At 70.2% G+C, this 17,199-nt stretch carries 19 protein-coding genes; 11 read left to right on the top strand and 8 right to left on the bottom strand.

The window, feature by feature from the left end; translation table 11 throughout:
* The first annotated feature begins 6 nt into the window (after positions 1-6).
* Complete coding sequence (locus tag AB0L95_RS16900) at positions 7-768, top strand: alpha/beta hydrolase (RefSeq protein WP_365162432.1); 762 nt, start codon at positions 7-9, stop codon at positions 766-768.
* Between the two features lie 3 nt (positions 769-771).
* Here the strand turns inward: AB0L95_RS16900 and AB0L95_RS16905 are convergent, their stop codons facing one another.
* Positions 772-1,371 (bottom strand): class I SAM-dependent methyltransferase, encoded by a 600-nt coding sequence (locus AB0L95_RS16905; protein WP_365162433.1) that lies wholly within the window; start codon positions 1,369-1,371, stop codon positions 772-774.
* Between the two features lie 152 nt (positions 1,372-1,523).
* Here AB0L95_RS16905 and AB0L95_RS16910 point away from each other — a divergent pair, with 152 nt between their 5' ends.
* The 5 genes from AB0L95_RS16910 to AB0L95_RS16930 all read left to right on the top strand — a co-directional run bounded on the left by AB0L95_RS16910 (position 1,524) and on the right by AB0L95_RS16930 (position 6,518).
* Entirely contained in the window at positions 1,524-2,297 is a 774-nt protein-coding gene (locus AB0L95_RS16910) for an MHYT domain-containing protein (protein WP_365162434.1), read from the top strand.
* A 49-nt stretch (positions 2,298-2,346) separates the two neighbouring features.
* On the top strand, positions 2,347-4,851 hold the full coding sequence (locus tag AB0L95_RS16915) for an ATP-binding protein (RefSeq protein WP_365162435.1): 2,505 nt from the start codon (positions 2,347-2,349) through the stop codon (positions 4,849-4,851).
* Positions 4,848-5,285 carry a roadblock/LC7 domain-containing protein gene (locus AB0L95_RS16920; protein ID WP_365162436.1) on the top strand — a complete coding sequence of 146 codons (438 nt, stop codon included), beginning with the start codon at positions 4,848-4,850 and terminating at the stop codon, positions 5,283-5,285. Before AB0L95_RS16915 ends, AB0L95_RS16920 begins: the two co-directional genes overlap by 4 nt.
* A gap of 19 nt (positions 5,286-5,304) precedes the next feature.
* The gene (locus AB0L95_RS16925; RefSeq protein ID WP_365162437.1) at positions 5,305-5,718 is read left to right on the top strand and encodes a DUF742 domain-containing protein; all 414 of its coding nucleotides are present in this window, start codon (positions 5,305-5,307) and stop codon (positions 5,716-5,718) included.
* A gap of 194 nt (positions 5,719-5,912) precedes the next feature.
* On the top strand, positions 5,913-6,518 hold the full coding sequence (locus tag AB0L95_RS16930) for an ATP/GTP-binding protein (protein WP_365162438.1): 606 nt from the start codon (positions 5,913-5,915) through the stop codon (positions 6,516-6,518).
* Positions 6,519-6,523: 5 nt separating this feature from the next.
* Here AB0L95_RS16930 and AB0L95_RS16935 read toward each other — a convergent pair whose 3' ends face one another.
* Positions 6,524-6,952: a PPOX class F420-dependent oxidoreductase gene (locus AB0L95_RS16935; RefSeq protein ID WP_365162439.1), complete on the bottom strand. Its 429-nt coding sequence runs from the start codon at positions 6,950-6,952 to the stop codon at positions 6,524-6,526.
* Positions 6,953-7,046: 94 nt separating this feature from the next.
* Here AB0L95_RS16935 and AB0L95_RS16940 point away from each other — a divergent pair, with 94 nt between their 5' ends.
* The 4 genes from AB0L95_RS16940 (at position 7,047) to AB0L95_RS16955 (ending at position 9,448) form a co-directional block, all read left to right on the top strand.
* Positions 7,047-7,460: a roadblock/LC7 domain-containing protein gene (locus AB0L95_RS16940; RefSeq protein ID WP_365162440.1), complete on the top strand. Its 414-nt coding sequence runs from the start codon at positions 7,047-7,049 to the stop codon at positions 7,458-7,460.
* A 193-nt stretch (positions 7,461-7,653) separates the two neighbouring features.
* Positions 7,654-8,643: a DUF6397 family protein gene (locus tag AB0L95_RS16945; RefSeq protein WP_365162441.1), complete on the top strand. Its 990-nt coding sequence runs from the start codon at positions 7,654-7,656 to the stop codon at positions 8,641-8,643.
* Between the two features lie 133 nt (positions 8,644-8,776).
* Positions 8,777-9,196 carry a hypothetical protein gene (locus AB0L95_RS16950; protein WP_365162442.1) on the top strand — a complete coding sequence of 140 codons (420 nt, stop codon included), beginning with the start codon at positions 8,777-8,779 and terminating at the stop codon, positions 9,194-9,196.
* 102 nt (positions 9,197-9,298) lie between these two features.
* Positions 9,299-9,448 (top strand): hypothetical protein, encoded by a 150-nt coding sequence (locus AB0L95_RS16955; RefSeq protein WP_365162443.1) that lies wholly within the window; start codon positions 9,299-9,301, stop codon positions 9,446-9,448.
* Here the strand turns inward: AB0L95_RS16955 and AB0L95_RS16960 are convergent.
* The 5 genes from AB0L95_RS16960 to AB0L95_RS16980 all read right to left on the bottom strand — a co-directional run bounded on the left by AB0L95_RS16960 (position 9,443) and on the right by AB0L95_RS16980 (position 13,500).
* Positions 9,443-10,006: a hypothetical protein gene (locus AB0L95_RS16960; protein ID WP_365162444.1), complete on the bottom strand. Its 564-nt coding sequence runs from the start codon at positions 10,004-10,006 to the stop codon at positions 9,443-9,445. The two genes, AB0L95_RS16955 and AB0L95_RS16960, sit on opposite strands and share 6 nt — an antisense overlap.
* Complete coding sequence (locus AB0L95_RS16965) at positions 10,003-10,398, bottom strand: PadR family transcriptional regulator (protein ID WP_365162445.1); 396 nt, start codon at positions 10,396-10,398, stop codon at positions 10,003-10,005. Before AB0L95_RS16965 ends, AB0L95_RS16960 begins: the two co-directional genes overlap by 4 nt.
* 607 nt (positions 10,399-11,005) lie before the next feature.
* Positions 11,006-11,407 (bottom strand): hypothetical protein, encoded by a 402-nt coding sequence (locus tag AB0L95_RS16970; RefSeq protein WP_365162446.1) that lies wholly within the window; start codon positions 11,405-11,407, stop codon positions 11,006-11,008.
* Positions 11,408-12,166: 759 nt separating this feature from the next.
* The gene (locus AB0L95_RS16975; RefSeq protein ID WP_365162447.1) at positions 12,167-13,345 is read right to left on the bottom strand and encodes an MFS transporter; all 1,179 of its coding nucleotides are present in this window, start codon (positions 13,343-13,345) and stop codon (positions 12,167-12,169) included.
* On the bottom strand, positions 13,342-13,500 hold the full coding sequence (locus AB0L95_RS16980) for a Chromate resistance protein ChrB (protein ID WP_365162448.1): 159 nt from the start codon (positions 13,498-13,500) through the stop codon (positions 13,342-13,344). The genes AB0L95_RS16975 and AB0L95_RS16980 overlap by 4 nt, the downstream gene beginning before the upstream one ends.
* A 683-nt stretch (positions 13,501-14,183) precedes the next feature.
* On the opposite strand from AB0L95_RS16980, the gene AB0L95_RS16985 reads away from it, so the two are divergent.
* Positions 14,184-14,390, top strand: a complete 207-nt coding sequence (locus AB0L95_RS16985; protein WP_365162449.1) for an acetyl-CoA synthetase — start codon at positions 14,184-14,186, stop codon at positions 14,388-14,390.
* Positions 14,391-14,429: 39 nt separating this feature from the next.
* Here AB0L95_RS16985 and AB0L95_RS16990 read toward each other — a convergent pair whose 3' ends face one another.
* Positions 14,430-17,075, bottom strand: a complete 2,646-nt coding sequence (locus AB0L95_RS16990; protein WP_365162450.1) for a glycosyl hydrolase — start codon at positions 17,073-17,075, stop codon at positions 14,430-14,432.
* Positions 17,076-17,199 lie beyond the last annotated feature (124 nt).

The raw sequence follows: 17,199 nt of genomic DNA on the forward strand, positions 1-17,199 counted from the left end.
AGACCGATGCAGCAGGCCGAGTTCGACGGCAACGGGAGCCTGATCCGCTGGACCGAGACACCCGGAACGCTGCCCGCACGCGTGTATGTGCACGGGCTGGGGGCGGCCTCGACGGTGTACAACGCGCACATAGCGGCACGGCCCGAACTCGCCGGACGCCGGACCCTCTTCGTCGACCTTCCGGGACATGGGATCAGCGACCGTCCCGCGGACTTCGCGTACACCCTGGAGGGCCATGCCGACGCGCTGGCCGCCGCACTGGACGAGGCGAAGGTCACCCAGGCAGAACTCGTCGCGCACAGCATGGGCGGTTCCGTCGCCATCGTGCTCGCCCACCGCCGGCCCGATCTCGTCTCACGGCTGGTGCTTCTGGAGGCCAACCTCGATCCGAACCCGCCGATCGGCGCGGGAAGCAGCGGCATCTCTCGGTACACGGAGGACGAGTACGTTGACAACGGCGGCCACGCGCGTGTGCTCCGCGACATCAGCCCCACCTGGGCGGCAACCATGCGCCTCGCCGACCCGCGCGCCCTCCACCGCACGGCCACGCACCTCGTGCGCGGTACGAACCCCACCATGCGGCGGCTGCTGGAGGCGCTGACAGCGGACCGGGTCTACCTCCAGGGGGAGCTGAGCGGCGAACTCCACGGCAGGGAGGCCCTGGAGGCTGCGGGCGTCCGGGTGGTGACCATCCCCGGTGCCGGACACAACATCATGTTCGACCACCCAGACGCTCTGGTCGCAGAGGTCGCGGAGACCACCCGCTGAGGCTCAGCCGTCGCGGACGGCCAGGGCGAGGAAGCGGGCGCCCTCGTCGACGTACGACGTCATGCGCCAGCCGGAACCCGCCAGCAGGGGACGGAGGTTGGGCTCGGCGCGCAGGTCGTCGGCGGTGATCTGCCGGCCCTGGCGGGCCGCGAGGGCCGCCCGGCCGATCGGATGGAAGAGCGCCAGCAGGCCGCCGGGCCGCACCGCGCGGGCCAATTCCCTCAGGTTCCGGGCAGGCGCGGGGAGATGGGCGATCAGACCCGCCGCGAAGACCGCGTCGAGGGATTCCGTGCGCAACGGCAGCGCGGCCACGTCGGCCAGCAGCAGTCGTCCGTCGCGGTCCCGCCCGGCCCGTACGGCGGCCTCCAGCATCGCCGGGGTGAGATCGGCCGCCAGGACCACTCCCGACGGTCCCACGGCCGCGCGCAGCGGCGGCAGAGCCCGCCCCGTGCCGCAACCGGCGTCGAGCACGCGGTCGCCCTCGTGCAGTCCGAGAGCCTCGACCGCTGCGGCGTAGGCCGGGCCGTCGTCGGGGAACCGCGCGTCCCAGTCGGCCGCGCGCGAAGTGAAGAACTCCTGGACGTATGTGTGGTCGTTGCTCATGTTCCGCATGACTCCTCACCTCCATCGGGGATGCCTCTGTGCGCATGTACGGACGAGAGGCGATCGTTTCTGGAGCCGCTTGGGCCAGATTGCAACACTTTTCGAAATGCGCCCCCTATGCGCTCCCTCGTCAGGGCTAACGTCCCCGGGCCATGGGACACCTGGACCATGCCACATTCGGCTGGCTGACCCCCGTACTGTCTTACGTGATGGCGTGCATAGGCGCCGCCCTCGGGCTGCGCTGCACTGTCCGGGCGCTCGGCGCCACCGGCACAGCGCGTCGCAACTGGCTTCTGACCGCTGCCTCGGCGATCGGCACCGGCATCTGGACCATGCACTTCGTGGCCATGCTCGGCTTCGGCGTCAGCGGCACAAAGATCCGCTATGACGTGCCACTGACCATACTGAGCCTGCTCGTCGCCGTGGTCGTCGTCGGCGCGGGCGTCTTCGCCGTCGGCTACAGCAAGGACCGGGGCCGGGCGCTGCTGCTGGGCGGCCTCACCACCGGCCTCGGTGTGGCGAGCATGCACTACCTGGGCATGGCGGCGCTGCGGCTGCACGGGACGGTGCGTTACGACCCCGTGCTCGTCGCGGCCTCCGTCGTGATCGCGGTGGTCGCCGCGACCGTGGCCCTGTGGGCGGGCCTCAACGTCAAGTCGCCCGTCGCGGTCACCGTCGCCTCGCTCGTCATGGGGGCGGCGGTCAGCTCCATGCACTACACAGGGATGTTCGCGGTGAGCGTTCGCATCGCGCCGTCCGGCGAGGCCCTGCCCGGGGCCTCGGCCATGCAGTTCATCTTCCCCTTGGCCGTCGGCCTCGGCGCCTACCTCTTCCTGACCTCGGCGTTCGTCGCCCTGTCGCCGACCGCGGGCGAGCGCGAGGCCTCCGCCTCCGCCCAGCGACCGGCCGAGAACGCCGTCCGCTGACCTGTGGCCCGCAACGGCACGTTCAGCCCTCATCCCGAGCGAGGAGGCCATGCGTACACCCCGTAGGACCCCGACGGCCGCCGCCGGAGCGGCGGCCCAGCCACCGGTCCGGGGCCGGCGCGCGCACGCCGGTCCGCCGGCCGACGAGCGCGTCGACACCGGCGAGACCGGCCGCCCCGCGCCGTCCGCCCCGCCCAGACGTCCGCAGCGGTGGCGTGTACGCCCCCGTACCGTCCGGGCCAAGGTCGTCTGCCTGCTGATGGTGCCCGTGATCTCGCTGCTCGCCCTCTGGGCGTACGCCACCGTGAGCACCGCTCAGGACGTCGCCGGGCTGCGCCGGCTGCAACAGGTGGACGCCACGGTGCGCGCCCCGCTCGCGGACGCGGTCGCCGCCCTCCAGAGCGAACGCGCGGCAGCGGTGCGCTACGCGACCGACCCCGCGGCCGAACAGCAGAGTGATCTCAAGGCCTGTGCGGTGCGGACCGACCGTGCCGTGGCCAAGTTGCGGCTCGGCGACCACAACACCGTCGCCGACGGCACCGACCTTCCCTCCGGGGTGCCTGCTCGCCTCGAAGCCTTCGTCACCGAAGCGGAACACCTGGGCTCCCTGCGCGGCGATGTTCTCGCCCACCGGGTCGGCTGGGACGAGACATACGGCCAGTACACGGGCACCATCAGCACGGCCTTCTCGGTGGGCGGCGCGCTCACCGGTGTCCAGGACGCCGGACTCGGCTCCGACGCGCGCGTACTGCTCGAATTCTCCCGCGCCGCGGAGTCGCTCGCCCAGGAGGGCGCGATGCTCTCCAGCGCCCGTCTGGCGGGCACTCTGGACGGCCAACGGCTGCGACTGTTCACCGGCGCCGCCGACACGCGCCGCACCCTGACCGCCTCCGCCGTCGCCGACTTGCGCGGTGGCGAACGCGCCGCCTGGCACCGGCTTGCGCAGGACGCCGCATACGCCGAGGTCGGCGCTGCCGAGGACAAGATCCTCGCCGCCCGGCCGGGCAGGGCGGCCGTCCAGGCCGCTCCCGAAGGCGTTTGGAACCCGGCCTACGCGCGCGTGCAGGACGGCATGCGGACCATCGAGGCGGACGCGGGGCGAGGCATGGCGCGCCGGGCCGACCCGTTCATCCGCGGACTGCTCACCCCGGCCGGCGCCGCCGTCCTCCTGGGGCTCGTCGCCGTGTCCGCGTCGCTCGTCATCTCCGTGCGCATCGGACGGGGACTCGTCGTCGAACTGGTCAGCCTGCGCAACAGCGCCCTGGAGATCGCCCGGCACAAACTCCCGCAGGCCATGCGGAAGCTGCGCGCGGGCGAGGAGATCGACGTGGACGTAGAGGCGCCGCCCGGTCCGCCCGCCGAGGACGAGATCGGACAGGTCGCCGAGGCCCTGGGCACGGCGCACCGTGCTGCCCTGCACGCCGCCGCCGAACGCGCGGAACTCGCCGGCGGCATCTCCGGGGTCTTCGTCAACCTCGCTCGTCGCAGCCAGGTCCTGGTGCACCGTCAGCTCAACCTTCTCGACAGCATGGAGCGCCGCTCCGAGGACCCGAGCGAGTTGAGCGACCTCTTCCGGCTCGACCACCTGACCACGCGAATGCGTCGTCATGCCGAGAGCCTCATCATCCTGTCCGGAGCCGCACCGGGCCGGGCCTGGAGGATGCCCGTCCCCCTGACCGATGTCGTCCGTGCGGCCGTCTCCGAGGTCGAGGACTACGCGCGCGTGGAGGTACGACAACGTTCCGAGGCCTCGGTGGTCGGCGCCGCGGTCGCCGACGTCACCCACCTCCTCGCCGAGATCATCGAGAACGCCGCCCAGTTCTCGCCGCCCCACACGCGCGTGCGTGTCAGCGGAGAGCACGTCGGCAACGGATTCGCCATCGAGGTCGAGGACCGGGGACTCGGCATGGGGGAGGAGACACTCGCCGAGGCCAACCGGCGCATCGAGCAGTCCGAGGCCCTCGATCTGTTCGACAGCGACCGGCTGGGCCTCTTCGTCGTCAGCAGGCTCGCCTCCCGCCACGGCATCAAGGTGCATCTGCGTACCTCGCCCTACGGCGGCACGACCGCCGTCGTCCTCCTGCCGACCGCCCTGCTGCACGGTGGTGCGACGGAACACTCCCCTCGTCCCTCCGACGCCGAACAACACGAGGAACGCCGGTACGCGCGCGTGCCCGCGAGCGCGACCCCCAAGGAGGCCGTCGAGCAGACCGCGGAACGGCCCGCGCTGGCCCGGGCGACGCCCCAGGCGCCGGCCGGCCCCCCGCCCGCAGTCGCTTCCCTGCGGTTGCGCCGGGCCGCGGACGACTCCGCTGTCTCCGAGGATCTTCCGCGCCGTGTGCGGCAGGCAAGCCTCGCCCCTCAACTGCGCGAACAGCGCGCCCCGGAGCAGAGCACGGGCGCTCCCCGCGTACGGCGCGATGACGAACGCGCCCCCGAACTGGTAAGGGACCGCCTGACGGCCTACCGCGACGGATGGGTACGCGGCGGCGGCCGTCCCCCCGGCCGCACGGCAGGCCCCCTGGGTGACAGCAGCGAAGGAGACCCCGCATGATTCATGACTCGAGTACCAGGGCCACCCAGCGGTCGGGGGAACTCGACTGGTTGCTGGACGACTTGGTGCTGCGTGTGACCGAGGTACGGCACGCCGTGGTGCTCTCGAACGACGGCCTGGCGGTCGGCGCCTCGACCGACCTCAGCCGCGAGGACGCCGAGCATCTGGCTGCTGTCGCGTCCGGATTCCACAGCCTGGCCAAGGGCGTGGGACGCCACTTCGGTGTCGGCGGAGTGCGCCAGACGATGGTGGAGATGGACGAGGGCTTCCTGTTCGTGGCGGCCGCGGGCGACGGCTCCTGTCTCGCCGTTCTCACCGTCGTCACGGCGGACATCGGCCTGGTGGCCTACGAGATGGCCCGGCTGGTCAAACGGGTCGGCGAGCACCTCCGCACAGCGCCCCGGACGGCCGAGCATCCGACGGCCGCCGGATGAGAACAGAAGGCGGTCGGGGATGACCGAGGACAGCACAGACATACGGCATCGGCCGGGCAGCCAGTGGTACGACCACGAGGCGGGGCCACTCGTCCGTCCATACGCGGTGACGGGCGGCCGGACCAGGCCGGGGCCCACCGGCGTGGCCTTCGACCTTATCGCCCTCGTCTCGCTGGAGACTGGCGCCCCTGATGGCGCCGACGACACCTCACTGGGCCCCGAGCACCGCGCCCTGCTCGACCTGTGCCGCATCGAGACACAGTCCGTCGCCGAACTCGCGGCCGAGGCGGATCTGCCCGTGGGTGTCATCAGAGTGCTCGTCGGGGACCTTCTGGAGATGGGCCGCGTCAGGGTCAACCGTCCCGTGCCGCCGGCCCAACTGCCCGATGAACGCGTACTGCGCGAGGTCATCGCGGGACTGAGGGCGCTGTAGACGATGAGTCGTCCTCACACGGTCCGCGTAGACGCCGAGTTGCGCACTCGTTCGGACGTCGAACGAACGAGAACCGATCAGATCGGTCAAATGACCGCTTAGCACCACGAAGTCCGAACGTAGTTGTCATGATACTGAACCCGCACAGATGTACTGAAGTCGACCGATGTCGGCACACCCGAGAGAAGTGATCGATGGTCTCCGAGTTCCCCGACGCCCCCGGGGCCGAGACGGCCGCCTTGGCGTTGAAGATCCTGGTCGCCGGCGGATTCGGCGTGGGCAAGACGACCCTGGTGGGCGCGGTCAGTGAGATCCGGCCGTTGCGCACCGAGGAGTTGTTGAGCGAAGCCGGCCAGTCCGTGGACGACACCGACGGCGTGGACCAGAAGGTCACGACCACGGTCGCCATGGACTTCGGACGCATCACCATCCGGTCCGGGCTCTCGCTTTATCTCTTCGGCACACCGGGCCAGGACCGCTTCTGGTTTCTGTGGGACGAACTCGCCCAGGGCGCCCTCGGTGCCGTCGTCCTCGCGGACACCCGGCGGCTCGAGGACTGCTTCCCCGCGGTCGACTACTTCGAGCACCGGCACATCCCGTTCGTGGTCGCCGTCAACTGCTTTGCGGGAGCCCGCGCCTACGGCGCTGAAGACGTGTCACGCGCCCTCGACCTTGACCGGGGCACGCCCGTGGTGCTCTGCGACGCGCGGGACCGGGACTCCGGGAAGGAGGTGCTGATCCGCCTCGTCGAGTACGCCGGGCGGATGCACACCGCCCGGCTGCTCGACTCCGTGAGCTGACGGCGTTATTCGGCTACGGCCGTGTACGCCAGCACCTTCTCGATCCGCACCCGGACGAGGAGTTCCCCTTCGACGCCGTTGCGGGCCCCGAAATCCTCGGCCCGCTCCTCGCCCATGTACCGGGCACCGAGCCGGGTCGCCCAGTGCCGCACCTCGTCGAGGTCCTCAGACAACTCGGCCCGCCCCTGCACCACGACGAAGTCATACGGAGGACGGTCGTCGTCCACGCAGAGAGCGACCCGGCCGTCCCTGGTGAGATTGCGCCCCTTCACCGTCTCCTTCCCGGTGTTGAAGACCACATCGTCGCCATCCAGCAGAAACCAGATCGGCGCCACATGTGGACTGCCGTCGGCGCGGACGGTGGAAAGCTTCCCCGTGCGGGTGCCGTGGGAGACGAAGGCCCGCCACTGTTCGTCGGTCATCTTCTGTGCCATGTGTCCATCCTGCTTGCCGCGAGCGCGGCTGTGGTGAAGGCTGGCTGATCGGATCCTCCCGCCAGGGGGAGTGACATCACGGGGAGAGAGGACTATGACGCAGAACACCGGACTCAGCTGGCTACTGGACGATCTGACCGGGCGCGTGGAGCACATACGGCATGCGCTGGTGCTGTCCAGCGACGGACTGGTGACCGGTACGAGCACCGGGCTGCGGCGTGAGGACGCCGAGCATCTTGCCGCGGTGTCGTCCGGGTTGCACAGCCTGGCCAAGGGCTCGGGCCGCCACTTCGGAGCGGGCCAGGTCCGCCAGACCATGATCGAGTTCGATGACGCGATCCTGTTCGTGACGGCGGCCGGTCCTGGAAGCTGTCTGTGCGTGCTCAGTGCTGCCGAGGCCGACATCGGGCAGATCGCGTACGAGATGACGCTGCTGGTGAACCAGGTCGGCGAGCACTTGGCGGTGGACGAGCGGCAGCGGGACCACACGCCGACCGTGGATCTCTGACCACGAGGCGGACATCGGCCCGGATCTTGGGCGGCCGATGCCCCGCCCTGCGGCCGTTTGGTGTGTGACCTGCGGAAACGAGCTGCGAGCGGAGTTATCCACAGACGATCTCCGAGATCCGGCGATCGGGCTACGGTTTTTTCCGCAGCGGATGCACACGGCGTCCGCGAGGCAATCCACGGGGGAGACCGCCATGTCCGGACACACGATCACACCCACACGCGCCGAAGCTGCCGGAACCGTCGCGGGCCGCACCTTCCGTCGGCCGTCGCTGGCATTGAGCCGCGCCGCACGAGAACTGGACCTCAGGCGGGGCGAGTTCGATCTCGCCGTCCGGCTCGGCCGCGTACGGACCGTTCCGGACGAGGGGGGAGGGGGCCGCCGCGTCACACGTGCGGAGATCGACCGCGTGCGTGCGGAGGACGGATTCCCCGAAGCGCTGCGGGGGCGGGTCGAGACCATGGGCACCAGGGACGGCGCGGCCCTGATGGGAGTGACCCCGAGCAGGTTCACCCGGTTCGCTCGCCTCGGCCTGGTGGTCCCGGTGAACTGGTACGTGAACCGCTACCGGGTCGTGGTCTGGCTGTATCTCGCCGATGAGGTACGGCAGTTCGCCTCCGAACCGGAGAACGCGAGGATGCTGACCGGCAGGACACCGGAGGGGCTGCGTGGCCAGCTGGAGGCGGGCGTGGATCTGCGGCCCCGTAACTGGCGCGGACGCCACTTGGGATTCGAACTGCGCCAGGCGGAGGACCCATGGGCGAAGGCCGCCGTCGTGGCGTCCCTGCTCGATCCGGTCCAGACGGTGGAGATCGTCCGTGATCCGTACGAGCGGGCCCATCTGGAGCGCCTCCGGCCCGTCCGGCCGGGGCAACCGGCGCCCGAGTCGCCCGCAGCCTCGATCGCGGCACGGATCATGACGGCGCAGGACTGCGACGAGATCGACTGGCTCCGGGCCGAGCTGGCACAGACGCTGATCGAGGCCCGCCGGCACCGGCCTGCTCCGAGGCCGACGCCGGGGCCGCCGGACGGACAGCCCAGCATGCCTGGCCCCCCGCCCGCGGCCTGCGGTGAGGCCGTGGGCGTACCCGAGGACGCCCTACTCGATCAGACCTCGGCCACGCAGCCGGAACCGACGCGGCCGCGAAGCATGCTCGGGTGGCTGCGTCGCAGAGACGCCTGACCGCCCGGTGCGGACGGCCAGGCGCTGAAGTTTCCCCTGGCCGTGGACAGAGGGTGGTTACGCTGCGGGGGTGAGGCCTTGGGTCGTCAGGGTCCGGGTTTCGACCGAGGTGACGTAGCCGTACTCGGGGTGCTTGCGCAGCCCTGTGCGGTTGTATTCGACCTCGACCTTCCTCTGGGATCTTCCGTCCCAGTATCAAGCTGTCCAGGTCAGAGGAGGAGCTTCACTCGACAACCTCACCTACTCTGCCATCGCCCGCTATCTGGACTACCGACACGGCAGATGGCCACGGACGGCCAATCCGCACCTGCTGATCACCCAGCAAACCGCCCACAACACCGAGCCCGTGAATAGGGTCTGGCTCCGGTATGCCGTGCGTGACAGGCAGGCGACCCTCAGCGGACTGCGCCAGGACCGTATTCTCGACGAAGCCGAAGCCGTCGGGATCCCGGATCCACTCCACGTCGCCGCCATCTTCGGACTGCATCCCGACACCGCTCAGCGCTACGTCGACGCCTTCTATGGCCGTGCTGATCGCAGCGCCCCCGAGTAGTGGCGCACGAGGGAGAGCCGACAGCGCCAGAGGTCATTCCGTCGTGCCGCATCGCCGTTCGCCGGTTCATCGACCCGTAGTTGGGACGAGGACCGGCGCGGTTTGACCGCGTTCTTCTGGTCGAACATCAACCCGTACGGCACCATCCGCCTCGACATGGACAAGCGGCTCGAACCTGCGCCGGCCGTCAGGGTGCCCGGTCCGCGCCATGTGGTCGGTGACGCTGCCAGAACAGGCGATTCCTCATCATGACGACATGCGGCGCCCTGCCCGGAAGAGGTATACCGATGCGGCCGCCGGGACCAGCACGCTGGGGGCGACGAGAGTGAGCAGCCCCGGGTCGAGCGGCCCCGTTGTCTCTGTAGTGAAGGCTATGCCGACAAGCGCTATAGGGACCGGGAGCGAGGCCGCAGTGCCGATGATCTTGTCGCGCCTGCTCCAGTGAGGTGCTGCCCACAGCAGCACGAAGCCCGCGATCATGGCAATGCCGCCCAGGGCGAGGTTGACGCCCCCGAGAAGTCCGGCCACCGGCAGCAAGATCAACGGGGCAAGGCTGCGCCACTTGCCGACCGGCAGCGCAACGGTCTCGCCTTCGCGGGCGGTGGCCACGATGGTGCGGGGGTCGCCGAGGCGGTCCAGGACGGCTTTCACCTCTGCCTCGTTGCAGGCCGGCTGCTCGGCGAATGCCACCGTAATGTGCTCCGTCAGATCGGCAAGAAGTTCGTTGCGGCGCTCCGGCGCCAGGGCTGCGGCCTCGCGTGCCACAGCCTCCAGGTAGGCCACCGCAAGCGGGTGCTCGACGGTCTTCATAGTGAATCTCCGGGTAAAGGCAGTGGGAGTTCGGTCGTTTCATCGGTGATGAAGCGGTCCACGGCGTCGCGGAAGTGCGGCCAGATCTCAGTGAACTCCGTCAGTGCCGCCTCTCCCTGAGGGGTCAGCATGTAGTAGCGGCGCGGCGGCCCACTTGGGGACTCCTGCCAGGTGGTGTCCACCAAGCCGTCACGGCGCAACCGGGCCAGCAAGGGATAGATCGTCCCCTGGCTGGTGGCCATCACGTTCACCGAGCCAAGCACCTCCAGCAGCTCTACGCCGTAGCGAGCACCACTGCGCAGAAGTCCCAGGACGCAGTACTCCAGCACTCCCTTGCGGAGCTGACTTTCCGCCTTCCCTGAGCCACCCTTACTTGCCACATCAGGTACCATGCAATACATGGTAACCGGGACGGCCATGTACGTCCAGTCCTGCCCGGGGCCGCCCCAGGCCGGGTATCGATACCCGTGCGGCCACCCCACCGGACAATTCCGTGGTGGATGGGGCCTCGCACGACGTCCTTCGCAATGCCGCGATCCGGACGCCTTACCGCCCCGGGGGGTGGACCAGGTTGCGGACTGTCGGTAAGCGACCGTCTATCGACACTCCGGCCCGTGATCGCGAACCCGCAGGTGAGCACTGTCGACAACTCGCGCACCACGCGAAGATCGACAGGCATTGAACTATGCAGGTCCTGTGAGCCCTTGGGGCTTGCTTGAGCCGGATGCCGGGACGACTGGCAAGTCCGGTTCTGAGGGGGCCGGGGCGCGGTAACGCGCTCCGGCTACCCGACAGTCCGGGGCCTGATCTGACTGACCACGACAATGTGCGGCTCGTGGGCTGAGCCCGGAAGAGGCAGTCACGTGGCCAATCATCGATCGACATGACCACCTATGGGTCGACGTCACACCGGCGACCTGGTGCTCGATCACCTACCCGAATGGGGAACATGAGGAAGCACTGCAGCCCAACGAGCCGATTCTGCCATCAAGTTCACCCTCAAGTGTCCTTCGGAAATGCTGAACTCGTGGCCCTCCAGTGGTGCATCTGGCGGATGAGGAGTCCGCCGCGTACGTCCAAGCTGATGCGCAGGGTCGAATCGAACGCCTGCGACATGCGGATACCTCGCATCGGCACATACCGCCCCTGGTACACCACCTCCCGCATCTCCCGCTGGAAGAAGAACGTCAGCCATACGCCCTTCACGACGAGCACGATCAAGCTGTAGAGGGCGAGCTCGCCGAGGAGGAACGACCAGTGTTCGGGAAAGGCCTTGCGCAGCAGTTGCCCGCCCCCGTCCCACACGGGCAGCCGCCCGTCCGCGGCGTCGACCAGCCGCTTTTTTGGACGGACCGCTTCCGAGGTCCGCGACGCCGGCAGCGGCCGACGCCCACCACTCACGGTGTTTCCCGCTCATCACACCGGTCCCGGTCCACGGGACCTCTCCTTCTGCCGCTTCTTGGCCGACCGTTCCACGCCATGCCTTGCCGCCCGGACGCGCGGCGAGTACCCCGTCGACGCGAAACACCACCCGCGCGCCCCGGGCGGTGCACCCGCTCGGATGTGGGCCGTCGATGGTCAGCCGTGATGACTCCTCAGGGTCTGCTTACCCGACTGTCCCGGCGCGAGTTCCCCCACCTGGCCCCGGGAACCGGGCCGCGTCGGCACCGCCATGCCCGCCGACCGCCTCCCGGTCGAGTGCTTCCTCCTGATGGATCGCGAGCTCAGTAGCCGCTCACCCCCCGCCCGGCAAGGCACGGCCGAGAAGACGGAGCGCAAGTCGGCGCTGAAGCTGGCCAAGACGATCAGCGAGCAGATGACGGCCGACGACAAGCAGCCGGCCCCGTACGTCCTCGACTCCACCCTGCGCCCGGACAAGCACATCAAGCCGGGCACCAAGGGGCCGTACTCCTACCGTCCCGGCACGCCACCCTCTCGGCCGCCGCGGTCACCTACCGCAGCGCCCTCTCCCCGCACCGCGCCGCGGACTACGAGTGGATGCGGGCCGAGGTTCTCTACTCCCGCCTCTCCATGGCCGGCCACGTCACGAGCGACCTCACCGCCGGAACCCTCCTCGGTCACCTGATCGGCGACTACGAACTCGCCGTCAACAGGCGCCGACACCCGCCGTCGTGCTCAGCGCCGCCTGCCGTGCGGGTTTCATCCTCCGACGGGACGGCGCCGTACGACAGCGAGGACCGTGCCGAGGGCGAGCAGGGCACCCAGGGCCGTGCAACCGTGGGTGAGGGTGGTGAGGGAGGCGACCGTAGCGACGAGCAACGGGCCGCCCGCGTCGCCGAGTTCGCGGCCGTGTTCGGCGGCACCTATGGCTTGGCCGGGGCGCTCCGTGGGGGTGCTCGCGGCCAGGGCGGCGAAGACCAGCGGGGTGATCAGACCGGTTCCGGCGCCGATCAGCGCGGCGCCCAGGAGCACCCCGGTGAGCCTCGAAAGCATGGCGCACCCCAGTCCGGCGGTGGCGAGCGGCAAGCCTGTCGCGATACCCGTGCGGGTCGTGAGCCGTCCGTGGTCCAGTGCCCGCCCGGCCCGCGGCTGGCCCGCGGCCGCGCAGACGGCCAGCACCGACACCGCGGCCCCGGTGGCCACCGTGCCCAGACCGGCCGCCCGGCCGGAGACCGGCAGGAAGCCCACCTCGACCGACAGGGCGGCGGTCGCCGCGGCCAGCGCCGAGGTCGGGGCGAGGAACGCCGGGTCGGCCAGCCGCCGGGCCAGATCCAGTACCGTCTGGCGGGCGTTGGGCAGCGGCGGTAGGACCGGGACGGCGAGCGCGGCCCACACGGCGACAGCCACGCCGAGCACCGCCAGCACGGCGAACAGCGGCCGCAGCCCCGTGGCCCGCACCAGCACCCCGCCCAACAGCGGACCGAGGGTGTAGCCGATCGACTTGTGGAAACCGTAACTGCCAAAGGTCCGACCGCGCGTGGAGGCCGGGTTGAGCCGGGCGACCAACGCGGAGGCGGACGGGGAGAACGCGGAGGCCGCGGCTCCCTGGCCGAGGCGGGCCGCCCACAGCCAGCCGGGGCTGTCCGCGACGACGTACAGCGCGGACGCGGCGGCGAAGGCTATGAGTCCGCCGAGCAACACCGGGCGCGCGCCGATCCGGTCGGCGAGCGTGCCGAACAGCGGCTTGAGGAGAACCTCGGCACCGTCGTACAGGGCCAGCAGGCCGCCGAGCACCAGCAGCGAGGTGACCGCGCCCGCGGCAGGACCGCCGAGGCTGACGGCGATCCCGTGCGCGCCGAAGGCAGTGGTGAACCCCGCGGCGTACAGCGGCCAGATCTGCCGGGCCGGAGCCGTCCGCGCCGCCGATGCCGTGCTCACTGCTCCGCCTCGGGCGCCTGGTGCAGCACGGCGAAGGCCCGCTCGGCGTAGTCCTCGCAGACAGCCACGCACTGCCTGAGCCGCTTGCCTGCGTCCGCCGCCTCAGGGGTCCCGAACACGTCGTGTGCCGTGAGGTCCCGATGCCAGCGCCGCAACCGCTCCAGCGACTGCTCCTCTTCCTGCGCAGCTCCCGCCAGACCCCGACCCGATGCCGCGACGGCTGGGCAGGCAGTTTGATCACAAGGACGAGCCAGCGGCTCACCGGTTCCATGTTCGACACATCATGGATGTAGCAGGCGTCACGTCCGACGGCGTACGAGTGAGTGGCGGCGCTGGTTGCGGCGAGCTACGCGGGGCGCAGAGGCCTGCGTAGGCCAAGGGAAGGTGAAGGTGCTCCCACCCGTCGCCCGTACGGCGGGGCGTGGGAGCATCCTGGTGGTCGTCCGAGTGCGCGGGAGGTGTCGGCATGCGCGGTTGGGGCGCGGGGTGGGCGGTCGCCGGGGTGGTCGTCCTGGCGGCCTGCAGTGCGTCTACCGGAGACGGATCGAGCGCAGGGACGTCAGCGGGCCACTCGGCACAGCCGTCGAGCGGCGCACCGACACACAGCTCTGCGACACCGGTCCCGGCTCCGTCCTCGACTGCGCCCGCGAGCGCCGGTACCCCGAGTGGGCCCACGTCGGCCCCTGCGCGCACGACACCGGCCGGGAGCTGTGTCGCCGGGCATGCGCAGGTCACCGTCGCCCCCGGTGACGCACCCGTGCGGCGGTTGTGCGTGCGCCCCGGGACGGTGGTGTCCCTCGTTCTGGAGCCTCGGGTCGACGACAGGCGGTGGACGGCCGTGCAGAGTGCCGCCCCGGTCTTCGTCGTGGCATCCGGCTGGCGGGTGGACGCCGACGGCACCGCCCGTGTCTCACTGCGGTGTGCGGGCACCCGGGGTGGTACGGCCAGGGTCACCGCGCCGGCGAAGGCGCCGGATGTGGCCGGGGCGGCGCGCGCCGCCTTCACGCTCGACGTGAGCGTGGTGCCGTATCCGACGGAGGGGTGACCCCGGAAGCCGGGACCACCCCCGTCCATCGGTGGTGCGTCAGTCGCAGTCGCGCACCCTGATCGTGTAGATGCCGCGGCCGTGCGTGGCCGCGTACAGGGTGCTGCCGTCAGGGCTCAGCTTCAGCTGGAGCACGGCGACGGCCGGGAGGGACCCGACGCGCTGCCACGTCGTGTGGCCCGGCGCCCGGTAGACGACGCCGAGGTCGGTGGCGACGGCGAGGCCGCCGTTCGGCGTGACGACGGCGGAGTCGGTCGGCACGTCGGGCAGGTTCGCCGAGATGTCCTTCCAGGTGGTGCCGCCGTCGGTGGACTCGAAGACGTGGCCGGCGCCCGCGCCGGGGCCCTCGGTCCAGTGCCGGGAGAAGCCGTTGACCGCGAGGAAGACGTGGTCGGCGTCCTTCGGGTCGACGGCGAAGCCGCTGAGGTACCGGTTGGGCACCGTGCCGTCCGCGCCGGTGGCCGGGAGGGTGATGTCGTGCCAGCCGGTGCCGTCCGCGTTGCCGACGGCGATGCCTCGAGCGAAGCCCTGCTCGTTGCAGGGGCCGCACCAGGCCGCGTAGACCTTGCCGCCGGAGGCCGCGACAGCGGTCGCAGTGCGGCCGGCGCCGAGGTCGTACACGCTCTTCCACTCCGAGCCGCTGCGAATGGCGTAGCCGTGGCTCTGCACCCAGATGTGACGGCCGCCCGCGACCCAGGTGGAGCTGTTTTTCGTGTCCGCCGCCAGCGGGGCGATGAAGCGGGCCTCGCTGGTGGCGTTGTCGGCCGGGGCGACGTTGTACGAGGTCGCCTTGCTGGAATCGGTGACCCAGGAACCGTCGTTCACGGCGCAGTTCTGGGTGACCTGGATCGCGAGGTATACGTACTCCTCGGCGAGGTTGCAGCCGTTGGCGGGGTCGGTGAGGGTGTCGCCGCCGTCACCGCCGAAGTTGGAACCCATGACCTTGTCGTTGCTGCGCAGGATGGACTGGCCGTTGTCCTGCAGGCCGCCCGTGACGGAGACCCCGCCGTGGGCCGGGTCCTTGCCGATGCCCACCGAGTAGTACTGGAGGGTGTCGATGGTGCCGTCGTTGAGCGAGGTCCAGTCCGTGGCATGGCCGGAAGCGTCCTGAGAGCCGTCGACCGGGCGCCTGTAGGCACCACCGTCGTTGCCCACGTACACATAGCTCTTGCCGTGGTAGCGGCCGATCGCCACGCCGTGCTGGTCGGAGTGCGTGGTCGGGCTGCAGTTCCCGGTCTGCTGGGCGGGGTCGATGCTCCAGCAGGGGAAGGTGAAGTTCCAGTACGGGCCGACGGTGGACCAGGTGGCGCCGCCGTCCTTGGTCTCGTAGACCTCCTCCAGACCCGCGTACACATGCCGGGGGTTGGCCGGGTCGACGGTCAGGAACTGGTTGTACCAAGCCTGCACCCCGGGCATGTAGCCGGCGGTGGTCAGCGCGGAGCCGTCGGTGGCCAGCTGCTTGTAGTCGGCGATCTTCGTCCAGGGCCCGAACGGCGAGGATGCGCTGTAGATGCCCTCCAGCCCGCTGTCCGGGTTGGTCGCCATCTGCTCGGGCGACTGGTCGATCGCGTAGTAGTGCGAGCCGTCGGCGGAGTGGGCGAAGGTGACCGTGCCGACGTTGTCCGCGTCGGTCGGCAGGTCACCGAAGCCGCTGGAGATCCGCTGCCAGGCGCCACCGGTCCTGGTGTAGAAGCCGTTGTAGTCGTCGCCGCTGCGCCAGCCGACCGCGAGGATCACCTTCGAGGAGTCCTTGGGGTCGAAGGCGATGTCGTTGGTGATGTTCTTGTACGCGGCGTCGTCCTCGGTCGCCTTCGAACCGCCGGGCAGGTAGTCGGGGTTGGGTGCGAACTCCAGCTTCCAGGGGCCGCGCAGGTTCTTTGTGGAGTGGCTCCACACGCCTTCGCTGGTCGCCGCCCACACCTTGCCCCCGCCGAACCGCAGTTGGCGGATGGTGGTGCTCTCCAGCTCGTCGCCGCCGACCCGGCTGCGCGTGGAGAAGCTGCCGTGATGGGGGTGGGAGAGGACGTAGACGCCGCTGCCGAGGTAGGCGTCCGCGTTGGTGTTCGCCTCGCCGGTACCCAGCCACAGCCGTCCGGCGCCGTCGACTGCCAGCGTGCCCGTCGACTGCGAGGGCAGCCGGTCGCTGATGGGCTGCCAGTGCCCACCGCCGGTCCGCGAGCGCCATACGCCGCCACCGGCGCTGCCCGCGTAGACGTAGCCGTCGTCGTCCGCGGCCATCGCGGCCATACGGCCGGTGACGTTGCCGGACCCGCCGCTGGAGTTGGAGTCGATGTCGCGGTAGCGCGGGTCGTCGGAGTTGTACGGCAGGTCGGTGATGTTGTGCCAACTGCCGTCGGTGCCAGGCAGGTTGCTCAGGCTCTGCCAGGCAGCGCCGTACGCGCCGGGTGCGACGATGCCTGGCGAGGTGCGGGCCTCGGCGTACTGGTCCGCGCCCTCGGCGATCTCGTCGGCCTCGTTGCCGTCATCGCCGTCGTCCGCCTTCGCTTTGGAGCTGATGGCGCCCACCGAGTGCGCGCGCTGAGCGGCGAGTTGAGCCAGAGTGCGAGCCCCGAAGGGGCTGCTGTGCCGACCGGACGTGGCACTCGCGGGTATCGCGACGAGTCCGGCGGTGGCGGTGATGGCACAGATCGTGAGCCATCGTCTTCTGCGGGTTTGCGCCGGCACCAGATCCTCCCGTACGGGTGTGGTTACAGCTGTCGCAGGAGACCCGATCACAAGCGACCGAAAGCATCAGACACTTGGCCAATCCTTTGTCCCGAACCTGCCACTTTTTCTGGAGCCGCGCGGT

Origin of the sequence: Streptomyces sp. NPDC052036 (assembly GCF_040680495.1) — a bacterium.
Taxonomy (GTDB): Bacteria; Actinomycetota; Actinomycetes; order Streptomycetales; family Streptomycetaceae; genus Streptomyces.